The organism is Bartonella sp. W8151, assembly GCF_016100385.1.
GTDB lineage: Bacteria > Pseudomonadota > Alphaproteobacteria > Rhizobiales > Rhizobiaceae > Bartonella > Bartonella apis.
In genome coordinates this window covers 282878-299150 of sequence record NZ_JACFSO010000001.1, presented here as the reverse complement: position 1 = coordinate 299150, position 16273 = coordinate 282878, and the positions used below count along the sequence as shown (strand labels likewise).

The 16273-nt window shown below is 45.0% G+C and carries 16 protein-coding genes; 5 read left to right on the top strand and 11 right to left on the bottom strand.

Features of this window, described 5'->3' with window-relative positions; all coding sequences use genetic code 11:
• Nucleotides 1–17: 17 nt before the first annotated feature.
• Nucleotides 18–515, bottom strand: a complete 498-nt coding sequence (locus tag H3V14_RS01425) for a YaiI/YqxD family protein (protein ID WP_198226157.1) — start codon at nt 513–515, stop codon at nt 18–20.
• Entirely contained in the window at nt 481–1428 is a 948-nt protein-coding gene (locus H3V14_RS01420; protein ID WP_198221682.1) for a YihY/virulence factor BrkB family protein, read from the bottom strand. Before H3V14_RS01420 ends, H3V14_RS01425 begins: the two co-directional genes overlap by 35 nt.
• 222 nt (nt 1429–1650) lie before the next feature.
• On the opposite strand from H3V14_RS01420, the gene H3V14_RS01415 reads away from it, so the two are divergent.
• Nucleotides 1651–2211, top strand: coding sequence for a cob(I)yrinic acid a,c-diamide adenosyltransferase (locus H3V14_RS01415; protein ID WP_198221683.1), 561 nt, complete (start codon nt 1651–1653; stop codon nt 2209–2211).
• 15 nt (nt 2212–2226) lie between these two features.
• Nucleotides 2227–3099: a 3-hydroxybutyryl-CoA dehydrogenase gene (locus H3V14_RS01410; RefSeq protein WP_198226156.1), complete on the top strand. Its 873-nt coding sequence runs from the start codon at nt 2227–2229 to the stop codon at nt 3097–3099.
• 487 nt (nt 3100–3586) lie between these two features.
• Here the strand turns inward: H3V14_RS01410 and H3V14_RS01405 are convergent, their stop codons facing one another.
• Entirely contained in the window at nt 3587–4594 is a 1008-nt protein-coding gene (locus H3V14_RS01405; protein ID WP_198226155.1) for a D-glycerate dehydrogenase, read from the bottom strand.
• A gap of 191 nt (nt 4595–4785) precedes the next feature.
• On the opposite strand from H3V14_RS01405, the gene H3V14_RS01400 reads away from it, so the two are divergent.
• On the top strand, nt 4786–5337 hold the full coding sequence (locus H3V14_RS01400; RefSeq protein ID WP_198221689.1) for an SH3 domain-containing protein: 552 nt from the start codon (nt 4786–4788) through the stop codon (nt 5335–5337).
• Between the two features lie 346 nt (nt 5338–5683).
• Here H3V14_RS01400 and H3V14_RS01395 read toward each other — a convergent pair whose 3' ends face one another.
• Together H3V14_RS01395 and H3V14_RS01390 are read right to left on the bottom strand one after the other, a co-directional pair.
• The gene (locus tag H3V14_RS01395) at nt 5684–6370 is read right to left on the bottom strand and encodes a fumarylacetoacetate hydrolase family protein (protein WP_198226154.1); all 687 of its coding nucleotides are present in this window, start codon (nt 6368–6370) and stop codon (nt 5684–5686) included.
• 162 nt (nt 6371–6532) lie between these two features.
• Nucleotides 6533–7174 (bottom strand): LysE family translocator, encoded by a 642-nt coding sequence (locus tag H3V14_RS01390; RefSeq protein WP_198226519.1) that lies wholly within the window; start codon nt 7172–7174, stop codon nt 6533–6535.
• A gap of 184 nt (nt 7175–7358) precedes the next feature.
• On the opposite strand from H3V14_RS01390, the gene H3V14_RS01385 reads away from it, so the two are divergent.
• Together H3V14_RS01385 and H3V14_RS01380 are read left to right on the top strand one after the other, a co-directional pair.
• Nucleotides 7359–8579 (top strand): argininosuccinate synthase, encoded by a 1221-nt coding sequence (locus H3V14_RS01385; protein ID WP_198226153.1) that lies wholly within the window; start codon nt 7359–7361, stop codon nt 8577–8579.
• Nucleotides 8580–8830: 251 nt separating this feature from the next.
• The gene (locus H3V14_RS01380; RefSeq protein ID WP_198221695.1) at nt 8831–9028 is read left to right on the top strand and encodes a DUF2892 domain-containing protein; all 198 of its coding nucleotides are present in this window, start codon (nt 8831–8833) and stop codon (nt 9026–9028) included.
• A 43-nt stretch (nt 9029–9071) separates the two neighbouring features.
• On the opposite strand, the gene H3V14_RS01375 is transcribed toward H3V14_RS01380, so the two are convergent.
• The 6 genes from H3V14_RS01375 to H3V14_RS01350 form a co-directional block, all read right to left on the bottom strand.
• Nucleotides 9072–9650: a hypothetical protein gene (locus H3V14_RS01375; RefSeq protein ID WP_198226152.1), complete on the bottom strand. Its 579-nt coding sequence runs from the start codon at nt 9648–9650 to the stop codon at nt 9072–9074.
• Between the two features lie 271 nt (nt 9651–9921).
• Nucleotides 9922–10074 (bottom strand): hypothetical protein, encoded by a 153-nt coding sequence (locus H3V14_RS01370; RefSeq protein WP_178391763.1) that lies wholly within the window; start codon nt 10072–10074, stop codon nt 9922–9924.
• 121 nt (nt 10075–10195) lie between these two features.
• On the bottom strand, nt 10196–13147 hold the full coding sequence (gene polA / locus H3V14_RS01365; protein WP_198226151.1) for a DNA polymerase I: 2952 nt from the start codon (nt 13145–13147) through the stop codon (nt 10196–10198).
• A 636-nt stretch (nt 13148–13783) separates the two neighbouring features.
• Complete coding sequence (gene dnaQ, locus H3V14_RS01360; RefSeq protein WP_075869500.1) at nt 13784–14485, bottom strand: DNA polymerase III subunit epsilon; 702 nt, start codon at nt 14483–14485, stop codon at nt 13784–13786.
• Nucleotides 14486–14827: 342 nt separating this feature from the next.
• Nucleotides 14828–15415 carry a dephospho-CoA kinase gene (coaE, locus tag H3V14_RS01355; RefSeq protein WP_075915358.1) on the bottom strand — a complete coding sequence of 196 codons (588 nt, stop codon included), beginning with the start codon at nt 15413–15415 and terminating at the stop codon, nt 14828–14830.
• Nucleotides 15416–16273 carry a shikimate dehydrogenase gene (locus tag H3V14_RS01350; protein WP_198226150.1) on the bottom strand — a complete coding sequence of 286 codons (858 nt, stop codon included), beginning with the start codon at nt 16271–16273 and terminating at the stop codon, nt 15416–15418.

Below are 16273 nucleotides of genomic sequence, written 5' to 3'. Positions count from 1 at the left end.
GACCGGTTGCAAACCGGTCAAAGCCGTTTTTTGCTAAAATCAGGCTCAAAACCTTGACGTTTTTTACGTTGCACAGCCAAATCGAGTGCGCCCAGAAATGCCGAGCGGTCACGGCCGGAAAACGGGCGTGGACCACCTGTTACGACACCGCTTTCCCGCAAATTTTCAAACAAATTGCGGGTAGCCAATGCCGCGCCGATTGTGGCCGCATCAAAGAGCCGGCCGGAAGGCGAAATAGCAACCGCCTCCTTTTTGACCACACGATCGGCAAGCGGCACATCATTGGTGACAACAATACTGGCCTCATCGGCCTTTTCTGCAATCCAGTCGTCTGCCTTGTTGAGCCCTTGATCGACAATAACAGCTTCAAGAAAATCCTCGTTCGGTATTCTCATGAAGCTGTTCGAGACAATAAACGTTTTGATATGATAGCGTTCGGCTACACGGTATGCTTCAGCTTTGACAGGACAGGCATCGCCGTCAAGAAACAACTTTATAATCGGTTTGTCTGTCATCGTTTTGCTGTTTCAGCCCTTCTTCTTTTTCCTTGTTCTGTTCTATAGAGCGCACCAATTGGCCAGGCTGTTGCTGGCGGTTACGATAAAACATAATGGCTGCATTGATTTCTCCACCGAGAATAAAAATGGCACTTAACATATAGAGGAAAATGATTGCCACCATAATCGAGGCGAGCCCTGCATAAGTGGAAACATAATTGGCAAATGTTGCCAGATATTGTGCAAATAACATTGAGGCTAAAACCCAAACCACCATAGTTACACCGATGCCGGGCAAAATATCAGCCAATTTCCGTTTTCCGGCAGGAAGCCATTTATGGGCAATCAACAAGCTGACCAAAAGGACTACAACTGCAATGGCATAACGCCAGAAGCGGATTGTGCCAACATATTGGCCGATAACCGGATAATCATGTTGAAGAATATTGATAACAAGTGGCGCCAGCACCAGAAGAAAACTGATAACCATCAATCCTATCGTGCCGACAATGACAAAAAACAGGCTTTGAAACCGGCAGAAAAACAGGCTGCGCCTATCGACCACGCGATAAGCACGATTAAGCGCGGTTCGCAATGCTTCCACGCCGTTTGAAGCAAAATAGGCAGTTCCGATAACCGAAATGGTCAACAAACCACCGCGCTGAATGGTCATGACATTGACAACCTCCTTGACAATTGGTCCGGCAATTGCATCAGGCAGCATTTTCAAAAGCGCATTGACGCTTTGCTGGGTATAGGCACGTGCCCCGATAAAACTTGCAAGTGATGTTGCAAAAATCAGGAAAGGAAACAGCGCCATCAAACCGGACAAAGCTATATGACTGGCAAAAGCGCTGCCAGAATCACGGAAATAGTGGCTGACAGCGTTATATAAAATGCGCCAACAAAAGCGTAAGGGTCTCGGCTTCAAATCAATGTCTTTCCCGTTAATCAACCTCAATATATGGGGCTGATCGCACAGATTATCTGTATAAAATTATTTTAATTGAGAACGCAATCTATACAAGCGCTACAACAGCTATTTCAGTGTTTTCCCGTCATTTGATAATGTTACTCAACTTTAATGGACTTTGCCACAAGCCAATCTATCTATATTTTTAAATGAGACAGACGATTTCTCGAGGAGTCCAAAATGGTCAAAATCAATAAAATCTACACGCGTACTGGTGATGATGGAACAACAGGTCTTGTTAATGGCCCGCGGCGCTCGAAAGCCGATTTGCGCGTTGATGCTTATGGCTCGATTGATGAAACCAATGCAACAATCGGACTTGCCCGTCTCGAAACCGTAAGCGATCTCGACAAAATGCTTGAAGAAATACAAAATGATCTGTTCGATCTCGGAGCCGATCTTGCAACCCCGCAAGAAAGCGAAAATAAAACAGATTTGCGTGTTCTTTCCACCCAGACGAAACGGCTTGAGGATGAAATCGACAGGCTGAATGAAAAACTCTCGCCCTTGAAATCCTTCGTTTTACCAGGCGGGTCCAAAGCATCCGCCTATCTACATCTGGCCCGCACTGTCGCAAGACGTACTGAACGGACTATTGTTGCATTGAGTAAACAGGAAAATGTCAGCAAAGATGTTCTGGGCTATATCAACCGGCTTTCGGATTTTCTGTTTGTTGCTGCCCGTTATGCTAATGATTGTGGTAAAAATGATGTATTATGGGTACCGGGAAAGAATCGCTAGAGGAGGAACCAGCGCATGATAAAGACGGTCGCTATCGTCGGAGCAGGACAAATGGGTGGAGGAATTGCCCAAACTGTTGCGACTGCCGGTTTTAAGGTTCTTCTTTATGATATTTCGGCCGAACAGGTTGAACATGCCATCTCGACGATCAAATCAAATCTTGCCCATCTCGTTAAAGCCGGAAAAATGAGTGAACAACACCGGCTTCAAACAATTGAAAAGCTTTCAACCCGATTGACTATCGACGAGTTGAAAGATGCCGATCTTATCATTGAAGCTGCAAGCGAAGATGAAAATATCAAGAGGGATATTTTCATCAGTCTATGCGAAAATCTTGCGCCTGCAACCATTCTGGCCACCAACACATCGACCATTTCGATTACCCGTCTTGCTGCGACCACAAACCGGCCGGAAAAATTCATTGGCACGCATTTTATGAATCCGGTACCACAAATGAAACTTGTTGAAGTGGTGCGCGGCATCGCAACCAGCGAAGAAACCTATTCGACAATTTGTGACTTTGTCACTTCAATCGGTAAAACTTTTACCGTTACTGAAGACTTTCCTGCCTTCATCGTCAATCGTGTCTTGGTGCCGATGATTAATGAGGCGATCTACGCTCTTTATGAAGGCGTAGGGGATGTCAATGCAATTGATACTGCTATGAAACTCGGTGCCAATCATCCGATGGGGCCATTGGAACTTGCCGATTTTATTGGACTCGATGTCTGCCTTGCGATTATGCATGTTTTGCATCAGGGATTGTCAGACTCGAAATATCGTCCTTGCCCGTTATTGATAAAATATGTCGAAGCCGGCTGGTTGGGGCGCAAAAGTGGCCGCGGCTTTTACGACTATAGCGGTGAAACACCAGTCCCCACACGTTGAGTTTTCTTGAAAAGCGAGAAGGCATAAAGCGCTATTTAGAAATAAAGGCGACAAAATAATGGCTTCGAACGTCAGAAATCTCGCAACTCGTAATGCAAAAGAGACCCTTACCTCCCCCCCCCCTGGAAAAGAGTTAAAGCCGCTCTTTTCCGGTTTCCGGACAAAATCCTTCAATGACCCGTTCGTGAAAAACAACAAAACTCGCCGAAAAAGCCTTTTCCAAAATGGTCTTTCAATCCTGCATTTTTTTGAAATCCGAAGATATTCCACTTCGGGAATTTGATGACCCGTAAAGCTGATGACTTGTGCTGTTCAGCTTAATGGCCAAATACAAAACATTGTCATTTTTAAAACCGGCGGGCAACAAAACATAGGCCACTGAACTCTAGTGCTTTCAAGCCATAACGCTCGTAAGACGCGTCAAATCGAGTGCCGTAAATTGGCATCCAAACCGCTTTTTACAAAGGTCAAAGGCTCGCTTTAAAACTTAGTTACGTAATTTTTCAGGAATGATGCGATCGGGTGGACGATGGTGGTCGATAAAAGCTCTGATATTGATGATGACTTTTTCTCCCATATCAATCCGGCTTTCCACCGTCGCCGATGCCACGTGCGGCAGAAGCACCACCTTGCCTTGCTTTGCCAATTTGGCGAGCGATGGACTGAAATTCGGTTCTTTTTCGAAGACATCAAGGCCTGCGCCGGCAAGTTTGCCATTTTCTATCTGTCGGGCGAGGGCATTTTCCTCAATAATTTCACCCCGAGCCGTGTTAACGACGTAGGCTGTTTCCTGCATCAAAGCAAGGCGTTCAGCTGAAAGGAGATGGTAGGTGTTCTCGGTGAGCGGGCAATTGATTGAAAGAATGTCAATCGTCTTCAACATATCATCAAGATCGGCCCAATAGGTCGCTTCCAGCTGTTCTTCAATTTTTTCGCTAACGCGGGCGCGATTATGATAGTGGATCGAAAGACCGAAGGCTTTGGCGCGGCGCGCAACTGCTGTTCCAATGCGACCGAGACCGATAATACCGAGTTTCCTTCCATAGATGCGCCGTCCCAACATCCAGTCCGGCGACCAACCCGGCCAGATACCTCTTTCATTGAGTACATCGGCACCCTCGACAAGACGGCGCGGCACTGCCAATATCAGTGCCATTGCCATATCGGCTGTATCTTCTGTTTGAACATTCGGGGTGTTGGTCACTAGGATGCCACGACCGGTCGCCGCCTTGATGTCGATATTATCGGTACCATTGCCAAAATTGGCAATCATCCTGAGATTATCTCCTGCCTGATCGATAAGGTCCTTGTCGATGATATCGGAAATTGTCGGCACAAGAACATCCGCACGTTTTACCGCATCGACCAGCTCCTGTCGTGACATCGGCCGATCTTGTTTGACAACCTCGGTATTAAAAAGCTCGCACATGCGTCTTTCAACCTGTTCCGGAAGCTTGCGTGTCAAAATGACCAACGGTAATTTTTTCCCCTGCATAGAAAACCTCGAAATATTTCCGCTATTTTTTGCGATTATTGAGACCTCTTTAACCAGCACTATGGCATAGGATCATCAGGCTGTCATGAGTCTGGTCTGCTTATAGCAGAAAAGAAACCAAAGAACACAAGAGAAGAGAGGCACACACAGTGGACAGTTTCAGCAAATTCCGTTTTTCGAACCTCGGAAGAATGTTTTGCTTTGCAAGCATTTGTTCGGTTCTGACGGGTTTGTCTTTACTATTTTTTACCGCTTCCGGCTTTGCAGAAGAAGAAGCGGCTCAGGAAGCTTCCCAAAATGTGGGGCCTAGCGGTTTGCCATTGCCGCGTTTTGTTTCCATCAAACCGGCGCGGGTTAATGTGCGCGTTGGTCCCGGACGTAATTATACGGTTGTGTTTTCTTATCAAAAACAGGGTCTACCCGTAGAAATTACGCAGGAATATGACCAGTGGCGCAAAATTCGTGACTCGGATGGTGATGAAGGTTGGGTCTACCAGTCCCTTTTGTCAGGCCATCGCACAGCAATGATAACACCTTGGCAAAAAGACAAATCCAAGCTTGCCCCCATGCGTCGGGAACCAAGCGAAAATGCACCACTTGCTGCCGAACTCGAACCCGGCGTCATCGCCTCAATTCATAAATGTGACGGTAAATGGTGCGAACTCGATGTCAACCATACACGTGGCTATGTAGCACAGGATCAACTTTGGGGTGCCTATCCCGGCGAGACCGTCAAGAACTGATGCCCAGCCACTTAATTAACAGCTTTTAAATTACTGCCGTCGAAATCGTCCGGTTTTTATGTCCATCTATATTCACATTGTTTCGGGAAATCGGTTTAACGCTCACAATTTTCAGAAAAAATCATCCTACTTTTTCGGGATACAACTTTTGAAACATACACACATCTTATCCAAAAACCGTTTCACACTTTTTGGGATGTGGCTTTTAAGTGCACGCACATCTGTCCAAAAACCGTTTCACACTTTTTGGGATATGGTTTTTTAAGTACACGCACATCTTATTCAAAAACCGTTTCACACTTTTTGGGATGTGCATGTTGGGATGTGCGTGTGAATCCCCCCGCCTTCAGCTAACTTTCACCACCAGATCGTCCAGCCCGTCAATATGACCTATCAATTCGTCACCTTTTTGCACCGGCCCCACGCCAGCCGGCGTTCCCGTCATGATAATATCACCTGCCTGCAGCACAAATAATTGCGACAAATAAGCAATCATTTCAGGAATTTTCCAGATCATCTCGTTCAAATTGCCCGACTGGCAGCATTTGCCGTTCACCGAAAGGGTAATCGAACCTTCATTCATGTCTTTGGTTTGTGATTTTTCGGTCAAAGGAGAGCAGGGAGCCGAATGTTCAAAGGCCTTCGCCGTTTCCCATGAGCGTCCCGCTTTTTTAAGTTCTGCCTGTAAATCACGTCGCGTCATATCAAGGCCAACAGCAAAACCGAACACGCAATCCTGCGCCTCTTTCGTTGTCAAGTTTTGTCCACCTTTTTGAAGAGCAACAACAAGCTCTATCTCATGTTCGACATCATGACTTTTCGGGGGGTAGGGGAAAACACCATCAAACACCAGATTATCAGGATTTTTCTGGAAAAAGAATGGTGCTTCCTTTGACGGATCATGCCCCATTTCTATTGCATGATTTGCATAATTACGACCAACGCAATAAATCCTGTGAACCGGAAAAACTTTATTACTCCCTTTGATCGGGATGCCGACAATTGCGGGTGGCGTAAATATGAAATCACGCATTTCTTTGTCCTCTCATTAAAAGAAACTATGCAGAACGGAAAAATCCGGATGACCGGCCTTAATGAAAACTTCTATATAAAATTTTAAACCGGTTTTTCTGGCTAAGATTTGTTGCAATCGTTAATTTTACAGTCATTCCTCGACTAATTTTGAAGTCTACATTCACTTGACTTCAGTAACCAGCAGCCGGACTGCAAAAGCTGTAAAAATTCCGGCCATTAAAAAATCAAGTATTCTTACAAAATGCGGGTTTTCCTTTAAGGCTCTGGCAAATTTGTCAGCCGCCAATACCATTGAAACCGTGAAGGGAAGGGATATCGGAATGAAAGAAGCACCGAGAAAAAATATCTTTTCAGGCGCATGCGGGTCGTGCGCATCCACAAATTGCGGTAAAAAGGTCAAATTGAAGAGAAGAACTTTCGGATTTAGAAGATTGATCGCAAGACCGGTAAGGTAATTCCGTTTTACACTGAGTTTTTTCTGCTTTTTTCCGTCGACCAAAAAATTCGACCGGTTCAAAAGCGCTTGTAGTGCAAGCCACAAGAGATAGACCGAGCCCGCCACTTTGAGGATAAAAAACGCTGTTGGCGAGGCTATTATCAATGCCGAAAGGCCGACAGAGACTGCAAAAACCTGAATGATAATACCTGTTGTGCAACCGGCAATGCAGGCAAGACCTGCCGCTTTTCCTTGCGATATGGCGCGGCCGACAAAAAGCGCCATATCGGGCCCCGGAATGAGTGTCAAAATGATTGCTGCACCGGCAAATTCCAAAAACACATGGGCGTCTGGCAAGAAAGACATGATCATGATCTCTCGTTAATCATCTTTGTCTTATTGTTTTATCAAACCATTTCAATCTGTTTTTATAAGTTTTATGTAAGAAAAAATTTTTGATTGCTTGCATGGTTGCTATCTCCTGATAAAACAGCTCATATCAATTCAATCGGGTCAATCAATTGGGGCCATTAATTATCGGACAGAAAAAATGGAAAAGTGGAAAGACGTTAAAAAAGTTGTACTGGCCTATTCAGGCGGCCTTGATACTTCAATCATATTAAAATGGCTGCAAACCGAACTCGGTGCTGAAGTCATCACCTTTACGGCCGATCTGGGGCAGGGCGAAGAACTTGAGCCGGCACGCCGCAAAGCCGAGATGCTTGGTGCAAAGCAAATTTTTATGGAAGACTTGCGCGAAGAATTTGTTCGCGATTTCGTCTTTCCGATGTTTCGTGCCAATGCAGTGTATGAAGGTGTCTACCTTCTTGGAACATCAATTGCCCGCCCGCTCATTTCAAAACATCTGATTGAAATTGCCAAAAAAACCGGTGCCGATGCAATTGCCCATGGCGCGACCGGTAAAGGCAACGATCAGGTTCGTTTCGAACTTTCAGCTTATGCTTTGAACCCCGATATCAAGATCATTGCGCCATGGCGTGACTGGAATTTCAAGAGCCGTACAGAACTTCTGGATTTTGCCCAGAAACACCAGATTCCTGTGACTAAAGATAAACAAGGCGAAGCACCGTTTTCGGTCGACGCCAATTTGCTACACTCTTCTTCAGAAGGCAAAGTATTGGAAGACCCGTCACTTCCGGCTCCCGAATATGTGCATTTGCGCACTGTCTCGCCTGAAACGGCACCCGACAAACCGACAATTATCACCATCGGCTTCAAGAAAGGTGACGCTGTTTCAATCAATGGCAAACAAATGTCGCCGGCAACTTTGCTGACCGAACTCAATAAATATGGTCACGATAACGGAATCGGTCGTGTCGATCTGGTTGAAAACCGCTTTGTCGGCATGAAATCACGCGGTGTCTATGAAACTCCCGGTGGTACAATCCTGCTTGCAGCCCACCGTGCTATTGAATCCATCACGCTTGACCGCGGTGCAGCACATTTAAAAGATGAGCTGATGCCGCGTTATGCCGAGTTGATTTACAACGGTTTCTGGTTCTCTCCCGAACGCAAAATGCTACAGGCAGCAATAGATCTGTCGCAAGAAAATGTTGAAGGGGAAGTCAAGCTGAAACTCTATAAGGGTAATGTCATTATTCAGGGTCGCGAGAGTGACAAATCGCTCTATTCGAGTTCGCTTGTCACATTTGAAGATGACCATGGTGCCTATGACCAGAAAGATGCTGCCGGATTCATCAAATTGAATGCTTTGCGTCTTCGCACTCTTGCTGCACGCGACCGCAAATAAGCATTTTTATTTATGATTAGATAAAAGCTCCGGAATGAATTTTCCGGAGCTTTTTATTGTCGTTTTGTCGCCTGCATAATTTACCAGCCAAGATTCAAGAACTACGCTCTGAAAAACAAACAACAAGCCAATAAAGCAGTTTTCATAAACTCCCACCCATATGTAAAAAGCCAAAATAAGTGCGGATGGATTGTTTTTTTCCTTATGCTGGCCTAAATCTACAAGAGAACTAAATTGGAAAGGCTTCTCGGATGACACAAAATCTTGGTAGCGTTGATCGCATTATCCGTATCATTATCGGTATTGTTCTACTTTCTCTTATTTTCTTTCTTGATAGCGGCGCACGCTGGTTTGGCCTAATCGGCCTTATTCCACTTATCACCGCAATTATCGGTTTTTGCCCGCTTTACAAGATATTCGGCCTATCAAGCTGCCCATTGAAACACTGAGATTTCTTTAAATAAGCAAGATTGAACCGGAAACTTCTCACCCTCAACGGGTCTCATGTTCCAAAAGAGCGGGCATTTGGTCAAGGCTCGGATAAGTAATCAACATCATTCCGGCAATAAAGCTTAACGCGAAAATAAGTGTTGCAACGATGATACCTGTTGCACCATTCATAAATGCCGGCGTACCAAGCGGGTTCCGGCTGATCTTTTTTTCTTCTCTGTCTTCCGGATTATCATCAAGCGTGACAATGAATAATCCGAGATTGAGAAGCGGTATAACCAGAAGCCAGGCAGCGCCTTTTTTCCCGAATCCGTCACGCGCGCGGGACACAGAAAGATACATCGTAAGATAGCCGAACAAGAAAGGCGCTACGGCTGCGAATAAAGCCATAAATGCCGGTGGCAATGCACCGTTCAATCTGAACAATACCAAATTGATTGCATAACTTAACAAAACATAGCCCAAGAAAGCACATGCAAACATGAAAAGATAAGGAATACGATAAAGCGTTTTAGGGCTGATATTGGTAAAATAGGCAAGCACAGCACCAAACAGGAAAGCAAGCACGAGTCCTTGCAAAGAAAGAACGAATCCTTGAATAGAAAAAACGTAACTCAACATTTCTATCACTTCTTTCTTCTGTGATACTTTGTGGAATAATCAAACTCTGCCGAATTTACGTAGCTTTCAAATTCCTGTTCAATTGAAGAAGCGCCTTGCTTCTTGAAAAACCAGAATGCGAGAAAGGCATATCCGCACTATTCCACGCAATTTTCCCACATAAAAGGTTTGCCTGAACAAAGAGGTTGTAACCACAAAACTTTTTATGGTTACAAAACATAATCGTCTTACGCTTTAAAAATCAATAAATGCTTTTGCGTTGCTCTTGATATTAATGACGATCGACCGAAACGCCATTTTTATCAATTGTCATTTCGACGCCGGATGGTTTTTGCTGTTGTTTCTGTTGGTAAGTTTTATAACCCAAGCCCGCAACAACAACGATAAGCACGCCGATAATAAGAAAAAGGAAATTCCGATTCATAAAATTGCTCCCTACTCAAAGTAATAGGGAGCAATATGGAGCAATAATTTCCATTTCAAGTGCAGCATCATTCGGTTTTCAATTCAGAATAACCTGAATAACACTTTCATTGAAGCTTCTTTTAATGTGCTTCATCCCAATTTTTAGCTGCCCGTGCATCAACTTTAAGAGGCACAGATAAGGATAGAGCTGGCATAGTTGCATTCTCCATCACATTTTTTACAAGAGCGGTGGTTTTTTCAACTTCGTTTTCAGGCAATTCGAAAATCAGTTCATCATGAACCTGCAATAACATTTTAGCCGACAAGCCGGCTTCCTTCAGCGCGTCATCCATTTTTATCATCGCACGACGGATAATATCGGCGGCGGCCCCCTGAATTGGTGCGTTGATTGCCGCTCTCTCGTTGAAAGCCCGCACTTGTGCGCTTTTGGAATTGATATCCGGATAATGTGCACGCCGTCCGAAAATTGTCTCTACAAAACCATGCTCATGCGCAAACGCTTTGGTCTTTTCCATATAATCTTTAATGCCCGGAAAACGTTCGAAATAGGTGCGGATATATTGGGCTGCTTCCTCGCGAGGAATCGACAATTGATTGGCAAGTCCGAAAGCGGAAATGCCATAAATAATGCCGAAATTGATCGCTTTGGCACGGCGGCGAACTTCCGGTGGCATACCCTCGATCGGTACCCCGAACATTTCCGATGCTGTCATTGCATGAATATCAAGACCATCTGCAAATGCTTTTTTCAAAGCTTTGATATCGGCGACATGGGCAAGAACACGCAGCTCAATCTGACTGTAATCAGCAGACAAAAGCAGATTACCGGGACCGGCTATAAAAGCAGCACGGATTTTTCTTCCCTCCGGTGTGCGAACCGGAATATTCTGCAAATTCGGGTCTGACGAAGCAAGCCGTCCGGTTGACGTTGCAGCCATTGAATAATTCGTATGAACGCGCCCCGTTTCAGGTAAAATATAATTCGGTAGTGCATCGGTATAAGTCGATTTCAATTTTGTGAGCTGGCGCCAATCAACAATCTTGCGGGGTAATTCATGCCCCTCTGCTGCCAGATCTTCAAGAACCTGAGCCGATGTTGACCATTGGCCGGTTTTGGTTTTCGAGCCTCCGGGCAAACCCATTTTGCCGAATAAAATTTCTCCCAGTTGCTTGGGCGACCCGATATTGAATTTTTCTCCGGCAAGTTGATAGATTTCATCTTCCAAAGCGGCTGCCGATTGGGCAAGCTCACCGGATAATCGTGACAATAATTGCCGGTCAACCAGAACGCCGCGTTCTTCCATGCGGGCAAGAACGGTCACCAAAGGCCGCTCCAGACGCTCATAAACGCGGGTAACACCGCGGGCGACAATTTGTGGTTTTAAAACCCGCCAAAGTCGCAACGTAACATCCGCATCCTCGGCTGCATACTGCGTTGCCCGCTTCAAATCGACGGCAGCAAAACCGGTTGCCGTTTTTCCACTTCCGGCAACCTCTTTGAATGTAATCGGCTTGTGCCCCAACCAGCGCTCGGAAAGTGCGTCCATTCCATGGGTCAATGTTCCTGCATCCAGAACATAGGAAAGCAACATCGTATCGTCGAATGACCGTATTGTGACATGATACTGTCGCATCACCAGCCAATCATATTTCATATTTTGCGCAATTTTTAAAATTGCGGGATTTTCCAATACCGGCTTCAATAAAGCGACCGCTTTTTGTGTATCAATTTGTCCCTTAAGGCGGCCGCCACCCAGTAAATCATTGCCACCATCGACATGATTAAGTGGCACATAGGCGGCTTCACCGGGATTAAGACCTATAGAAAAGCCGACAAGTTCCGCTTGCATCGGGTCAAGCGAGGTCGTTTCGGTATCGAATGCAAAGAACCCCTGCCCCTTTGCCCGGTCGAGCCATTGTTTCAGATCGGCTTCGTCCGTTATGGTGTGATAAGCGGTCGTATCTATTTTTTCTGTGAGTGCTTCTTTTTTACGTTTTTCTGCCAGAAGCTGCGGGGTGTTTTCCGCTGGTGAATCATCAGAATCGCTTTCTTGTTCTTGTCGAGCATTACCACCAACTTCCGGCGCTCCGCCAACATCGGAACCTTCCTCAAGATCCGGTCCATGGGCACTTTTGCCCCATTCGACATCAAGCTCCACCGGCTCGATCAAAGCCGCATCACAATTGGTCGCTTCTGCAACACGACGCGTCAAAGAATTGAATTCCATTGCCTTTAAAAAGCCGATAAGGCGCGGTCCATCAGTTGGTTCCAACAGGAGACCGTCAAGACCAATTTCAAGCGGAACATCGGTTTTTAATGTTACAAGCTGACGCGCCAATCTCGCCTGATCGGCAAACTCGATAATATTTTCACGGCGTTTTTTTTGTTTGATATCGCCGGCATGAGCCAACAGCGTATCGAGATCGCCGAATTCTCCAAGGAGCTGTGCTGCCGTTTTCGGGCCAATACCCGGCACACCGGGGACATTATCGGTAGAATCACCGGTAAGTGATTGCAAATCAATCATCTTTTCAGGTGGAACGCCCCATTTTTCAATAACTTCCGCAATGCCGATTGGGCGGTCTTTCATACCATCATACATCCCGACCTGTTGATTGACGAGTTGCATGAGATCCTTGTCGGAAGAAATGATTGTCGTTTTCGCACCGCTTCGGGTGGCCGCAGAAGCATAGGTTGCAATAATATCGTCTGCCTCATAACCCTCTTTTTCAATGCATGGCAGATTGAAAGCGCGGGTAGCCTGCCTGATAAGGCTGAATTGGGGAATAAGATCATCAGGTGGGGTAGGGCGGTTTGCTTTATATTCGGGATATATCTTTTTACGAAATGTTTCCGACGAATAATCAAAAATCACAGCAAAATGCGTCGGCACGACGCCAACAGCATTATCACGCGCATTGCACAACAATTTCCAGAGCATATTGCAAAAACCGGCCAGCGCGCCAACCGGTAAACCGTCTTTTTTTCGTGTTAATGGCGGCAAAGCGTGATAGGCGCGAAAAATATAACTTGAACCGTCAACGAGAAAAAGGTGATCATTTTTTTGCATCGTCAATCCTGACATCGAATTTTGAAAACATTATATAAGTTAAAAAGCACATTGAACACGAAAAGCCCATCAGCAAACAATAGAAAATGTGGTGCGAGCAAAATTTATCGTTAGGCTCTTATAGGTTCTTTTCACGCATTTGTTACAAAATGTTAATATAGTTGCCCTTGAAAAGCCATTTTTAAATTCTTTTATATGACCTATCGACACTGCGTCGATATGTCCGGTGTTCCGGCTTTGTCCCCCGCCGTTTACCGGATACAACAGTCTACTTTCCCTCTCCGGACTGTTGAGTGAGTGCAGTAAAAAAGGCCGTTGTGGTTTCCCCCTCTCCACAACGGTCTATTTTTATAAAATGACTTCCCGAAGATAAATTCCGAAGACATTGATCAAATCGACTTGCAATGAAGCGCAATTCTACGAGGGGATGCATTTAAAAATCATCATCCGAGTTTGAATGTCGAGTTTAAAGTCGAAATCTACTTTTTCCTAGATTTTTAAACACGATATCCCTCAATCATGACCCCCAAATAGTCCTAATGTCGGGTATATTCTTCATTGAAGATTTTACGAAAACCAACCCGTTTGGCTACAGGATGTTTCAGTTTATCCCATCGTCCAATTTTTCCCGTCGGTTCAATTTTTGATGTGGCTCCACATGGCTTTTTCGCCAATTTTTGCAAGCAAAGCATCATGGGCCGCTTTATCTTCTTCGCTCAAACGGCTTGGCAATGGTTCAGGGCGAGCTTTGAGAACGATTTTCTTCTGATCCTCGTTTTCATTGGATTTGCTATCGGTATTAGCTCCGTCAAATCCCAGAGCACCCTGTTTGCCGCCGATAAGTTCGATATAAACATCGGCGAGAATTTCAGAGTCAAGCAAAGCTCCATGCAGCGTCCTGCGTGAATTATCAATGCCGAAGCGTTTGCACAAAGCATCCAGAGAATTCGGGCCCATCGGAAATTTCCGACGAGCCATCGCCAATGTATCGATAATACGATCAACACTGATAAGCGGTTTATGAATACGCCCCAATTCCGCATTCAAAAAACCAAGGTCGAAGTTTGCATTGTGGGCAATCAATGTTGCGCCTTCGATAAAGGAGAGAAAATCATCGGCTATTTCTTCAAATTTCGGCTCGTCCTTGAGGCGCTCATTGGTAAGTCCGTGAACTGCTACAACCTCATCAGGGATGATTACGCCTTGCGGATTGAGATAGACGTGAAAAGTTTTATCGGTAAGATAGCGATCAACCATCTCCACACAACCGATTTCGACAATACGGTCTGTTTCTTTGTGAAGGCCTGTTGTTTCAGTATCAAAAATAATTTCTCTCATAAAAATCTGCTCTCATCTACTCTTTAACGTGCATTAATTTGCATTGGCCTTTTTTAAACGAATGGTCACTTCAAACCGGATTGTTTCATATTTTTCTAGCGTTTCGGGGAGACAATAAACAACAAATCACGTTTCCAATGATTATATTCGCTCACCTCTCCGGAAGAGTGGCAATCCAAAATAATCGACGCAAAAAACATTTTGATGACTCTTACATCTTATATCTGAAAGAAACTATGGATAATCCGGATATAACGGCGCAAAAATCCGCCGATAACCTCGTCATTTCAATTTTACAAAAACTGTCACCAAAAAATACTATTATTTTTATGGACAGGCGGTCTACTTGCCAATCAAACGGGAAATCAGATGTTTTACCTGTTGTCTGGCATCATCAAGACTCTTGCCCGTATCAATAATGAAATCCGCACGCCGACGCTTTTCTTCATCTGATATCTGGCGTGACAAAATACGGTCGAGCTTCTCATCATCCCAGCCGCTGCGGGCAAGTACACGTTGCCGCTGGATTCCGGTTGGTGCCGAAACAACCGCTATCTTGTCAACCCGTCCTTGAGGCCCTTTTTCAAATAATAAAGGAATATCGAGAACCACAAGCGGATCACCCCGATCGCGGTGCATTTTTACAAAATCTTTTTCTTTTTTGCGCACCAGCGGGTGAATAAACTTTTCCAAAAGGACAAGTTTTGCCGGATCCCTGACAATTGTTTTCGATAATTTTGAACGATCTATCCGGCCATCTGTCAAACAATCGGGGAAAATACGGCTTAAATTTTCAATAACCTCTTTATTTTCATAAAGTTCATGGACAGCCCTATCAGCATTATAAACAGGTATGCCGGCTTCCTCGAAAAAGCCGGCTGTCGTCGTTTTTCCCATGCCGATAGAACCTGTAAGCCCGAGGATAATCATTTAATGGCCCATTTTACCCAGAATTTCTTGTCGTAATTCGTTGTCAACAACAGGTCTTATTCCAAACCACCGTTCAAACCCCGGTACAGCCTGATGAAGCAACATTCCGATTCCATCAACATAATTGAGGTTTCTAGCTTTGGCTTCCAAGAGAATCGGCGTCATCAAAGGAGTATAAACAATATCTGTCACCAGGACCGACGGCTTTGCCTGATCAAGGTGAATAAACGGTTTGCTGTCTTTCACGATAAGATTATTTGTCATTCCCAAAGATGTCGTATTAACGATTAAATCCGCCAGAGGAACGAGATCATCTATTTCGCTCCAATTGCGTGCTTTTACCTGATTGCCAAAATAACCGGCAAGCTTGTCGGCACGGGTTTTCGTCCGGTTTACAAGATAAATGTTCTCAAAACCGCGTTGTTCAAGCGTATAAATAATTGCGCGCGCTGCACCTCCGGCGCCGATGACAAGCGCCGCATTTCCACCCCAACCTGGAGCAAAATCGTCAAGATTGGCTTCAAAACCATAACCATCGGTATTGCTTGCACAAAGTGTGTTATTCTCGAACCATAATGTATTGGCGGCTCCTATCCTTGTTGCAGCGTGATCTTTTTTTTCAGAAAGGCGAAAGGCTTCTTCCTTATGGGGCAGCGTAACATTGCCACCGCAAAAACCTTTTTTTTGCAGCGAACTGATAAATATTTCAAAATTTTCCGGCTTTACCTCGACTGCATCATAAGTTCCGGCCAAGTTATATTTTTTGAGCCAAAAGCGATGAATTTGCGGTGAAAGCGAATGTCCGACCGGATAACCGGTTACAAAAGCATGGGGTATTTCAGTTGTTATGTTTTTCAT